This is a genomic window from Providencia sp. PROV114, from assembly GCF_032704305.1.
Lineage (GTDB): Bacteria > Pseudomonadota > Gammaproteobacteria > Enterobacterales > Enterobacteriaceae > Providencia > Providencia rettgeri.
Window position 1 is genome coordinate 4388378 of record NZ_CP120528.1, and the last position, 11950, is coordinate 4400327.

8 protein-coding genes, 1 tRNA gene, 1 rRNA gene and 1 riboswitch are annotated in these 11950 nt (G+C 41.0%); of the genes, 3 read left to right on the forward strand and 7 right to left on the reverse strand.

Features of this window, described 5'->3' with window-relative positions:
- Positions 1 to 113: 113 nt before the first annotated feature.
- From P3L37_RS20275 to btuB, 4 genes are all read right to left on the reverse strand, one after another.
- Positions 114 to 189, reverse strand: a tRNA-Glu gene (locus P3L37_RS20275).
- Between the two features lie 138 nt (positions 190 to 327).
- A 16S ribosomal RNA gene (locus P3L37_RS20280) occupies positions 328 to 1867 on the reverse strand.
- A gap of 432 nt (positions 1868 to 2299) precedes the next feature.
- Positions 2300 to 3163 carry a glutamate racemase gene (murI, locus tag P3L37_RS20285; RefSeq protein ID WP_004907112.1) on the reverse strand — a complete coding sequence of 288 codons (864 nt, stop codon included), beginning with the start codon at positions 3161 to 3163 and terminating at the stop codon, positions 2300 to 2302.
- Positions 3108 to 4994: a TonB-dependent vitamin B12 receptor BtuB gene (gene btuB / locus P3L37_RS20290; protein ID WP_109912976.1), complete on the reverse strand. Its 1887-nt coding sequence runs from the start codon at positions 4992 to 4994 to the stop codon at positions 3108 to 3110. The genes murI and btuB overlap by 56 nt, the downstream gene beginning before the upstream one ends.
- A 72-nt stretch (positions 4995 to 5066) precedes the next feature.
- Positions 5067 to 5366, reverse strand: a riboswitch (cobalamin riboswitch).
- 109 nt (positions 5367 to 5475) lie between these two features.
- On the opposite strand from btuB, the gene trmA reads away from it, so the two are divergent.
- Positions 5476 to 6573 carry a tRNA (uridine(54)-C5)-methyltransferase TrmA gene (trmA, locus tag P3L37_RS20295; RefSeq protein WP_109912975.1) on the forward strand — a complete coding sequence of 366 codons (1098 nt, stop codon included), beginning with the start codon at positions 5476 to 5478 and terminating at the stop codon, positions 6571 to 6573.
- A 79-nt stretch (positions 6574 to 6652) separates the two neighbouring features.
- Here trmA and P3L37_RS20300 read toward each other — a convergent pair whose 3' ends face one another.
- Positions 6653 to 7042 (reverse strand): YijD family membrane protein, encoded by a 390-nt coding sequence (locus P3L37_RS20300; RefSeq protein ID WP_004907104.1) that lies wholly within the window; start codon positions 7040 to 7042, stop codon positions 6653 to 6655.
- A gap of 12 nt (positions 7043 to 7054) precedes the next feature.
- Positions 7055 to 7711, reverse strand: coding sequence for an HTH-type transcriptional repressor FabR (fabR, locus tag P3L37_RS20305; RefSeq protein ID WP_109912974.1), 657 nt, complete (start codon positions 7709 to 7711; stop codon positions 7055 to 7057).
- A 462-nt stretch (positions 7712 to 8173) separates the two neighbouring features.
- Between fabR and sthA the strand changes: the two genes are divergently transcribed.
- Positions 8174 to 9571 (forward strand): Si-specific NAD(P)(+) transhydrogenase, encoded by a 1398-nt coding sequence (gene sthA / locus P3L37_RS20310; protein WP_004907101.1) that lies wholly within the window; start codon positions 8174 to 8176, stop codon positions 9569 to 9571.
- A 74-nt stretch (positions 9572 to 9645) separates the two neighbouring features.
- On the opposite strand, the gene oxyR is transcribed toward sthA, so the two are convergent.
- Positions 9646 to 10551 carry a DNA-binding transcriptional regulator OxyR gene (oxyR, locus tag P3L37_RS20315; protein WP_004907100.1) on the reverse strand — a complete coding sequence of 302 codons (906 nt, stop codon included), beginning with the start codon at positions 10549 to 10551 and terminating at the stop codon, positions 9646 to 9648.
- 986 nt (positions 10552 to 11537) lie between these two features.
- Here oxyR and P3L37_RS20320 point away from each other — a divergent pair.
- Complete coding sequence (locus tag P3L37_RS20320; protein WP_004907098.1) at positions 11538 to 11888, forward strand: hypothetical protein; 351 nt, start codon at positions 11538 to 11540, stop codon at positions 11886 to 11888.
- Positions 11889 to 11950 lie beyond the last annotated feature (62 nt).

An 11950-nucleotide genomic window follows, 5' to 3' on the forward strand; every position in this document is an offset into this window, starting at 1 on the left:
TCAATTTTCAGCTTGTTCCAGATTGTTAAAGAGCATAATTGTTAAACCAACTATTTACATAATTGGCTTAATCATTATTGGGGACATCGTCTTTCACTCGATATCGGCGCAATTGGCGTCCCCTAGGGGATTCGAACCCCTGTTACCGCCGTGAAAGGGCGGTGTCCTAGGCCTCTAGACGAAGGGGACACGAAAATTCAATTGCAAAACACCGTTTTGCTATTTTCATGTAAGTCTTATCCTCTCGAATAAGTCTCCCACGTAAAGCCATTGCTCTACTTTCTATCAGACAATCTGTGTGAGCACTTCACAAAAACACTTCAATGGTAAGGAGGTGATCCAACCGCAGGTTCCCCTACGGTTACCTTGTTACGACTTCACCCCAGTCATGAATCACAAAGTGGTAAGCGCCCTCCCGAAGGTTAAGCTACCTACTTCTTTTGCAACCCACTCCCATGGTGTGACGGGCGGTGTGTACAAGGCCCGGGAACGTATTCACCGTAGCATTCTGATCTACGATTACTAGCGATTCCGACTTCATGGAGTCGAGTTGCAGACTCCAATCCGGACTACGACGTACTTTATGAGTTCCGCTTGCTCTCGCGAGGTCGCTTCTCTTTGTATACGCCATTGTAGCACGTGTGTAGCCCTACTCGTAAGGGCCATGATGACTTGACGTCATCCCCACCTTCCTCCGGTTTATCACCGGCAGTCTCCTTTGAGTTCCCGACCGAATCGCTGGCAACAAAGGATAAGGGTTGCGCTCGTTGCGGGACTTAACCCAACATTTCACAACACGAGCTGACGACAGCCATGCAGCACCTGTCTCAGAGTTCCCGAAGGCACCAAAGCATCTCTGCTAAGTTCTCTGGATGTCAAGAGTAGGTAAGGTTCTTCGCGTTGCATCGAATTAAACCACATGCTCCACCGCTTGTGCGGGCCCCCGTCAATTCATTTGAGTTTTAACCTTGCGGCCGTACTCCCCAGGCGGTCGATTTAACGCGTTAGCTCCGAAAGCCACTCCTCTAGGGAACAACCTTCAAATCGACATCGTTTACAGCGTGGACTACCAGGGTATCTAATCCTGTTTGCTCCCCACGCTTTCGCACCTGAGCGTCAGTCTTTGTCCAGGGGGCCGCCTTCGCCACCGGTATTCCTCCACATCTCTACGCATTTCACCGCTACACATGGAATTCTACCCCCCTCTACAAGACTCTAGCTGACCAGTCTTAGATGCCATTCCCAGGTTAAGCCCGGGGATTTCACATCTAACTTAATCAACCGCCTGCGTGCGCTTTACGCCCAGTAATTCCGATTAACGCTTGCACCCTCCGTATTACCGCGGCTGCTGGCACGGAGTTAGCCGGTGCTTCTTCTGTCGGTAACGTCAATCGTTGATGATATTAGCATCAACGCCTTCCTCCCGACTGAAAGTACTTTACAACCCTAGGGCCTTCTTCATACACGCGGCATGGCTGCATCAGGCTTGCGCCCATTGTGCAATATTCCCCACTGCTGCCTCCCGTAGGAGTCTGGGCCGTGTCTCAGTCCCAGTGTGGCTGATCATCCTCTCAGACCAGCTAGGGATCGTCGCCTAGGTGAGCCATTACCCCACCTACTAGCTAATCCCATATGGGTTCATCCGATAGCGCAAGGACCGAAGTTCCCCTGCTTTGCTCCTAAGAGATTATGCGGTATTAGCTACCGTTTCCAGTAGTTATCCCCCTCTATCGGGCAGATCCCCATACATTACTCACCCGTCCGCCGCTCGTCAGCGAGAAGCAAGCTTCCCCTGTTACCGCTCGACTTGCATGTGTTAGGCCTGCCGCCAGCGTTCAATCTGAGCCATGATCAAACTCTTCAATTAAAAAGCTTGATGCTCAAAGAATGTTTACTGTCGTTTGATTTCCGAAGAAATCAAATTACCTATTAGTTCATATATATGAATTAACGTGTTAGTCACTCTTCAAGACTTAAAATCAAATATTTTTTTGATAGTGTCCTGTGAGTGCCCACACAGATTGTCTGATAAATTGTTAAAGAGCGTTGCGACTAAATCTTTTGATTTTCGACTTCGAGGTCGTTGTCGCGAGGAGGCGTATAATACGTTTTCCTCTGTGAGAGTCAAGCAATTTTTTGCTTTTTCTTTTCAGAATCTCTCGCTGCCGTTTCAGTGTTCACCGCGCTTTGCGTTGTCTTGTTCCCGGTCAGTGGTGGCGCATTATAGGGAGTCAGAAAAATCTGGCAACCCTTTTTTTCATATTTTTTTTCGTTCGCTCAGCTTTCCATCAAATTTAACTTAAATAGCTAGTTTTTGCAGCGTTTTGAACCCTTCGGCTTCGAGAACTGGTTGTAACCCTTTTACGTTGTCATCCATTAATAAGCAATATGCGAAGTTTTCCTCATCTGAATTGATGATTTCAGCTTGATTATTAATGAGCCAAATAGTTCTTCTGGCGATTGCAGAACCTGAATCAATGAATCGAGTTCCATCTGGTAGCACTTTTTCGAGTTCTTCTATTAATAAAGGAAAATGCGTGCAACCCAAAATAACGGTATCAGGCGGCTCTGGCATTCGAATCCATGGCCTAACAGTTTGAGCGACTTCATCGAGTGGTAAGGTTTCCCCATGTAACTTTCTTTCTGCGAGTTGAACTAATTCCGCAGAACCGAGGGAAATCACTTTACAGTCTGTAGCAAACCGTTCGATCAGCTCTTTGGTGTATTCACGGTTTACAGTGCCTTTCGTCGCCAATAAACCCACCACGCCATTACGCGTTAACTTAGTTGCGGGTTTAATGGCTGGAACAACCCCAACAACTGGGAACGTAAAATGTGCTCTCAAATTAGGGAGGCTGACCGTACTTGCGGTATTACACGCAATAATCACAATAGTTAAAGGATGCTTTGCAGCAATTACATTTACGATTTGATAGACCCTATCAATAATAAACTCTTCACTTTTTTCACCATAAGGGAAGGCTTCATTGTCGAATGCATAGATATAGTGGGCATTCGGGATCATTTTTTTGACTTCACGATAGACAGATAACCCGCCCACTCCAGAGTCAAACACTAGAATGGTCGGGCGAACAGATAGGGTGTTATCAGAAGTTGTAGCTTCCAGTGAGGAAATATTCTCTTCCAGCGGTGCGATAACCATACGCGGTCTCATAGTCTTTATCGAACATATTAGCTATTTTACCACGAATTGTGAGATGTGAAGTGATTGGATATGCAGCTGTGAGATCCCAGAGGCTAACACCGCCTTGTTTTACACGTCTAGAAGGAAATTGGCTATAGTCATTATCATAGCGAGAGCCTATATATTGGTAGGTTAGCCCAATATCTACTTTATCAATAGCCCAATCTAGCTGGTATTTAACTTGCTGCTTAGCCCGTCGCTCAAGAACCTTATCCGTCTTTTTGTTACGAGGGTCAACATATTGATAGGTAACTTGGTGATGAAGGATACCTGTTTCGAACTCACCAACCCATTCAACACCTTTAATTTCAGCTTCGCCAATGTTCTCATAAGTGCTAGTCGGATAACCTGATTTATATGCAATCAGGTTATCAATATCATTATGGTATGCATTGACCTGCCAAAAAAGTGGTCCCGTTGTTCCTTCAACACCAATCTCCCACTGCTTACTTTCCTCGGGTTTCAAGTTCGGATTACCTAGCGTTGTTCCATATGCCGATGAAGAATACGCATATAATTGAGTTAGATTAGGTGCTTTATAAGCAGTTGCATATGAACCAACAAGTTTGTAACCTTCATGAAACTCCCAACTAAGGCCTGATTGCCATGTTGTATGCCAATTAAATTCAGAGTGATGGTCAGAACGTATAGCGGCCTCTGCAGTTACTGAATCAATAATTGCATATTGCCCTGTGAGGTATATCCCAGTGTTATTTAACGTTTGTTTTTCATTGATCATCGCGTAGCTGCTAGGCTCAATACTTTGGCGTTGATAATCAATCCCCGCACTAATATTACCTTTATCTAATAGGTAACTATTACCCCATTGAATATTGTACTGCTTAGACTCATCAAGATTTGCAGATTCACTATATTGCCCTTTTCTAGGATCAAAATTGTAATCTTTTGAATAACCATAGCTTCCCATCAATGATGATGAATATTTTCCTTGATGATATTTCAAACCTGTTTCATAAGTACGGCTATAAAGCTTACGCGTATCAACACTAACTCCCGCATATTCTGATACGTCATAACTCGTTCGATTGTCATAACCGTACGCCCTTGCATACGCTAAGATTTCTGAAGAAAATTGATGTTCAACACCTAACCACAATGACTTGCTCAAAAAGCCATCTTTATCATATTGTCTTGGGCTAACTTCTTTTGGTGCTAAATCAAAACCTTTGGTATGCGTATAAGCCGCAGCGGCAGTTACCGTTGTATTTTCACCAATCTTTTGCTGAGTCGAACCGTTATAGTTTTGATAACTATGCGAACCAATACCCGCATTCAATGTTGTGCCATCGTTATCACGGCGAGTGATAATATTCACCACACCACCTACCGCATCTGAACCATAAACCGCAGAGCGGGCGCCGCGAATATATTCAATGCGTTGTACCAGTGAGATAGGAATTTGGCTCATATCAGAAGAGCCAGAAATACCCGCTTGATTCAAACGAACACCATCAATCAGCACTAAAACATGGCGTGACTCTGTACCACGTATAAATAAGGAGCTTTGTTGACCCATACCGCCATTTTGTGCGATATCCACTCCCGGCAGGCGCCTTAATACATCTATCACAGTGTTGGATTGCCAATGATCGATATCTTCACGAGTGACCACTGTCACTGGCGCTAATATAGAAGAGATAGGTTGTTCAAAGCGGTTCGCGGACACAACCACTTGATCAGTTTTATTATTTGCACTTGCCAAAGAAGAAGTAGCGCACAATACAGCCAGCGCAGCGGCCGATAACGGCAGCGACTTTTTATTATTCATTATGATTACACTCGGAAAATCAATTCAATTAACGTTCCGCGAGGTTGAATATAGATTCGCGCAGATATTCAACGAAGCGATTGGAAGCGTGGCAGGTATCGGACTTATAAAGTAACAAGTTGGATTTCTATATATGAAATAAAAACGATATATAAAATGAAAATTCGACCTGTTATATCCCCTAAATAATTCAAGTGACATGTAGGCGGCAAGCGACGATATCCCTAGGAGCATACTGAAGTATGTGACTAGGGTAGCTGAGCGATGCCAACACCCATGTAGCTTGAAGAATGACGGGGATACCTTAATTACCGTTGCGCGTCAGTCTTGGACTTACACCAAGTTCCCTAAACCACAGCCATTATCGTAAGTTGAATAGTTATGAGTGTCTACGGATGGATAATGAAAACTGGACATCTTCGCCGCATTCCCTACAATTTCGCTCCTGATACGAATTTATTACTGTTTTATGGAGCCAAACATGCCAAACACCTTGCACACTGACGACTACGAACAACAGCTCGTAGAAAAAACGGATCGCTTAAAGGCGATGATGGCTCCTTTTAACGCACCTGAACCTGAAATTTTTTCATCACCAAAGTCGCATTACCGGATGCGCGCTGAATTTCGCGTCTGGCACGATAATGACGATTTATTTCATATTATGTTTGATAAGGAAACTAAAGAAAGGATCCGTGTTGACCAGTTTCCTGTCGCAAGTCAGTTAATTAATGACATGATGGCAGCGTTATTGCCGTTAATTAAGCAAAATGAATTACTTCGTCATAAATTATTTCAAATTGATTATTTATCAACGCTAAGTAATAAGCTGATTGTTTCGCTGCTTTACCATAAAAAACTCAGTGAAGAGTGGGTTGCTGAGGCAAAAGCCTTAAAAGCCGTTTTAGTTGAACAAGGCTTTGATGTGCAATTAATCGGCCGAGCGTCAAAAACAAAAATCATGTTAGACAATGATTATGTTGATGAAGTATTACCGGTAATGGGTAAAAATATGGTGTATCGCCAAGTCGAAAATAGCTTTACGCAGCCAAATGCACAGGTCAATATCAAAATGTTGGAATGGGCAATTGGGGCAACACAGAATTCGACGGGGGATTTATTAGAACTTTACTGCGGAAATGGAAACTTTTCATTGGCATTAGCGCAAAACTTCGAACGCGTATTAGCCACTGAAATTGCAAAACCTTCTGTGGCTGCGGCTCAATATAATATCGAAGCCAATAATATTGAAAATGTACAAATTATTCGTATGTCTGCAGAGGATTTTACCCAAGCCATGCAAGGTGCTCGTGAATTTAGGCGCCTAGAGGGTATTTCTTTAGCAGACTACCAGTGCAATACTATTTTCGTTGACCCGCCTCGCAGTGGTTTAGATGCAGAAACCGTGAAGCTAGTTCAGGGTTATGACCATATCCTATATATTTCGTGTAACCCAGAAACGCTATGCGATAACTTAGTTGAGCTGACTAAAACGCATAAAATAGAGAAATTAGCCTTATTCGACCAATTTCCGTATACCCATCATATGGAAAGTGGGGTATTACTGAGCCGCTATTAGTTGGCTGAAAACTCGGTTATTAAAAGCAAAAACGCCGCATTTTACTGCGGCGCCTTATTAATAGAAAAGTCGTCTAAACTTAGTTTTCGACTTCTTGCTCAAGTGCCAGCTCCGCTTTTTCTTTCTTACGTGCTTTCCAGCTTGAGTACATCCACAATGCGATAATGACAATAAAGGTTGCTGGGATAAAGTTAGAGCCTATTTCAGGGTTTTGAACGCGTAAAATCGCGGCATAACCAAATAGGCCAATAAAAAAACTACCAGCAACAAATTTTGGCAACCCCATCGGCATGGCTTGATGTAAATAGCGCTGGTGTAAACAATACGCAGCCAATATTAGGGTTAAAATTGGAAAAAATGAAAAGTCGACCAACGAGTTAAACAGCGTTGAAAACGTCCCATGGGTTGCAAGGCCAATCACAAAGGCTAGCAATAATGTGCTTCTTTCATAACTTTTTTGATCCGTCATTGATTCTCCTTATTATTTAGTAAGGTCTGGGTCAGTTTGATTTTGTTTTTCCTGTTCCCGGCGGTACCAGTAATAGGCGCCTTTCGCGATCATTCTTAACTGTAATACCAGCCGTTCTTCGAGATTCCTGCGTTTTTCTTCATCAATGTCTAGCGCTTCCGCTCCTGCGCTAAAGACAATCGTTACCATGGCCTCGGCTTGCATTTCAGTAAAATGGCGAGGCATACGGCTTTCAAGTTCAAGGTAATCGGCCAATTCCGCAATAAAATGTTGAATTTCCCGAGCGACCGCTGCACGAAACTCCGCAGATGTTCCCGAACGCTCCCGCAATAATAACCTAAAGGCATTAGGGTTATTACCAATAAACTCCATAAAAGTTGAGACTGATGTACGGATCACACTCCCGCCTTTTGCAATACGCTGTCTTGCTTGGCGCATTAGCTGGCGTAACATCAAGCCACTTTCGTCAACCATCGTCAGCCCAAGTTCATCAACGTCCTTGAAATGACGGTAAAATGAAGTCGGTGCAATCCCAGCTTCACGTGCAACTTCCCGTAAACTGAGGCTAGTAAAGCTCCGTTCAGCGCTTAATTGGCTAAATGCGGCTTCGACGAGTGAACGCCGAGTTTTTTCTTTTTGTTTTGCTCTAATGCCAATTGTGTTGCTCACGGTGATCCTAATTTCTTATCATGGAAGGTCAATGTAATAAGTATTACTCTTCGCCTAGCATACCTGAAAATAATTAAACTGTTTTGGAGAAAAAGCGACTATCGCTGCAATTTACTCATTTTCAGAATTTAACTTAGCCTTTTTTCAATTAGTTTTTTAACGCTGATATACTACCAACCTTTCACTAAACAATACTTCAGCAAACCCCTACTTTATGAACCCATGAATTATATTTAGGTATTTTTCTGAGGCTCTTGAACTAAAATATTTTCTCCTAAGAATTTCAAATTGAGATAAGGCGACAAAACAAGCGAACTCCTGAAAGTATATATAAGTATGTGATTAGAGTAAGCGAATGTCGCCAACGTTGTATCGATTTGAAAGACAGCGAGGAAATTAGGTGAAATAACCAACTAATGATAACATCTTGTTGTCATTTTGTTTTAGAGCAGGTCTTACCTCATGCAACTTACCCATTTTGATGCAATAGTCATTGGTTCCGGTCCTGGTGGTGAAGGCGCCGCCATGGGGCTAGTGAAACAAGGAAAAAACGTTGCTGTTATAGAACGTTATAATAATGTCGGCGGAGGCTGTACCCACTGGGGAACCATTCCCTCAAAAGCCCTCCGTCATGCTGTTAGTCGTATTATCGAATTCAACCAAAACCCGCTTTATAGTGATAACTCCCGTAGCTTAAGCTCCTCTTTCTCCGAAATTCTACGACATGCTGAAACGGTAATTAGCCAACAAACACGCATGCGCCAAGGATTTTACGAACGTAATGGTTGCCAAATGTTTTCGGGTGAAGCCACCTTTATCGATGAACAACATATCAGTGTCCGCTACGCGGATGGAAGTTGTGATGTTTTAAGTGCAGATAAAATCGTCATTGCCACTGGCTCTCGTCCATACTGCCCTTCTGACGTTGATTTCAACCATTCTCGAATCTACAACAGTGATACTATTCTCAACCTAACCCATGAACCTCGCCATGTGATTATTTATGGTGCAGGTGTTATCGGCTGTGAATATGCATCTATTTTTCGTGGGTTAGGGGTTAAAGTTGACTTAATCAACACCCGTGATCATCTCTTGGCCTTTCTTGACCAAGAAATGTCAGATGCCTTGTCGTATCATTTTTGGAATAGTGGTGTTGTTATTCGCCATAATGAAGAATATGAAAAAATCGAAGGGGTTGAAGACGGCGTTATTGTTCACCTGAAGTCAGGTAAAAAAGTCAAGGCAGACTGTTTACTGTATGCGAACGGAAGAACCGGTAACACTGATAGCTTAGGCCTGGCTAATGTCGGGATCGAAGCAGATGGCCGCGGTTTAGTTAAAGTCAATAAAGCGTATCGCACCACTAATGAACATATTTATGCTGTTGGTGATGTCATTGGCTACCCAAGTTTGGCCTCTGCAGCTTATGACCAAGGCCGAATTGCAGCCCGAGCCATTGGGGGTAGTTTAGGTAATGCGCATTTAGTGGAAGATATTCCAACAGGGATTTATACCATTCCTGAAATTAGTTCAGTTGGTAAAACAGAACAAGAACTGACCGCAATGAAAGTGCCTTATGAAGTTGGCCGGGCACAGTTTAAACATTTAGCACGTGCACAAATCGCAGGTATGAATGTCGGCAGTTTGAAAATATTATTCCATAGAGAAACATTACAGATATTAGGCATTCACTGTTTCGGTGAGAGAGCGGCTGAAATTATCCATATCGGCCAAGCTATCATGGAACAAAAAGGTGAAGGTAATACTATCGAATATTTCGTCAATACGACGTTCAATTACCCGACGATGGCGGAAGCTTTCCGTGTTGCAGCTTTAAATGGTTTAAATCGACTCTTTTAATTATTGAGTGATTAATGGTTGCCAATAATCTGGCAACCATCATCAACTAAAAAAATAATATTGGTAGCTTAACCCTAAACTCTATTTTTATAATAGTTATCCATTGAGTTATAGATGGTCTCTGCTAATTGTTCATAGCGCCCACGTAACGGTGAACCCGGGCGATAAACTAATACGATAGTTCGTTTCGGTTCAGGTTCAATGCAATTTAAATAACATACCCCATCACGACAAACTTCATTTGGCACCGATAAATCAGGTAAAAGTGTAATTCCACTCCCTGCTGCCACCATATTTCTTAACGTTTCTAAGCTCGTTGCCCTGAAGTGTGTATCTTCTTTAGCACCCGCTTGGAAGCAAAAGCCCATTGCTTGGTCACGTAAACAGTGGCCATCTTCTAACATTAATAGTTTTTCACCTGACAATTCACTCATTTCAATCGTATCACGATCATGCCATGGGTGACTCTCATAGATAGCCAATTTCATGGGTTCTTCAAATAACGGTACAACAATGAAAGGGTCTGTTTCTTTTACTTCCGCAAGAATGGCACAATCTAATTTACCACTGTCTAACTGAGCTAATAATTGCTGAGTTTGCGCTTCATGCAAATAGATTTCTAATTTAGGGTGAGCTTGGTGCAATTGCGGAATAATATGAGGTAATAGATACGGCGCAACCGTTGGAATTAAACCAATATGTAATGGCCCTGACATGCTTTCCCCTTGGAGGGCTGCCATTTCTTGTAATACTTTAATTTCACGCAAAATAGTACGGGCTTGCTCAACCAATAACAAACCTTGTTGAGTAAAAAGAACTTTACGGCTAGTTCTTTCTAGCAACATCACGCCAAGTTCTTCTTCTAATTTACGAATTTGGCCACTAAGAGTAGGTTGGCTAACATGACAAGAATCCGCGGCACGTCTAAAGTGTTTATGTTCGGCGAGTGCGACGAGGTACTCTAAATCTCGAATATTCATATTTCTTTTCCTTTCGTGAATTCTCTGTCAAACCAAAGATAGATAATACCAATCACTATATCGATATTGTTTTGTTTTATCTATTGATAAATTGAAAAATAGGGGGAAAACCTCATTTTTTGAAGGATACACGCAATATAATGAAACAAAGTGTAATATTTAGAAATAAAATGTATCTCATTCCTGACTCTTCAACAGAGAGAATAGTTAATTAATGATTAAATTCATTTACCATTAGCATTTCAATATAACATTCCTAATAAAAGCATTAACCGTGTTTTTTTAGAATAAAATTTCAATAAATTACATCCTAACGTTGCCAAGTAAAATCCCAACATTCTCCTCAAAAAATATAGACTATTTGTGTCATTAATTCACATAATAGATAAAATCAACTTTATTTTAACATTTAGTGAATATCACTAAAATAACCAAATTATTAGAATTTAATATGTATTTAGTCACACTTCATCAGTTTTGAATTAATTAAAACATACAAATATTTATTATATTCATCTCAAACAAAAGAAACATTTTGTTATCTTTCCTTTCACTCTCTATTAAAGTTTGTAAGTTTTTATATAAAAGTAAATGTAAATTGCAGCTTAATTTTGTTAAATTTTATTTTAATCACTATTACAGATTGATAACAACAGAAAATCACTAGAGAATCCAACTATAAAAACTAACAGAAAACACAAATAATAAAACAAAACACTGCAAACTTCTTAATATACAGCCTTATTAACCATAAAAATACAAATGGATAACTTTAAATTACAATGAGAGTAATTTTGTTTTCTTTATATTTTTAAACATTTCCTTTTTTAATTTTACACCTAAATAGTGTTTTTAAATTTATAATTCCCACATCAAAAACACCAAGGAATATCAGTTCATTATTATTATTCTTATTTAATCGCACACAAATCTAATTTAAACATACAGCAAGTTGATTAATCAAAAATCAATGACGGGATACTATTATGAAAAATTTATTAACAAAAACTCAAAAATTTGGCCTTCGTTCACTCTGTGTATTGTTACTCGCTACAACCGCATCTATTCATGCTTATGCAAGTAATGACCAACAAAATGGGGTTATTCATTTCTCTGGGGCAGTCGTATTTCCGTCTTGCTTTAATGAAGTGACCGACAATCATGTCACACTGAATTGCTTAAATAACCAATCTGATATGGTTGCCAGCAAAATAAACTTGAATGATGTTGCAAATACTCAAGGTTGGAAGGTAATCAATGAAGGTAGAGGAGAGTATTCATATAACTGGGTGAATGAAGAAAAACAACTCGGAATGCTAACCATTAAATATATTTAAAAACAAACGCGTTATGGGAATCGGGGTAGTCATACTACCCCCCATTTTTTCTTCTACAACTA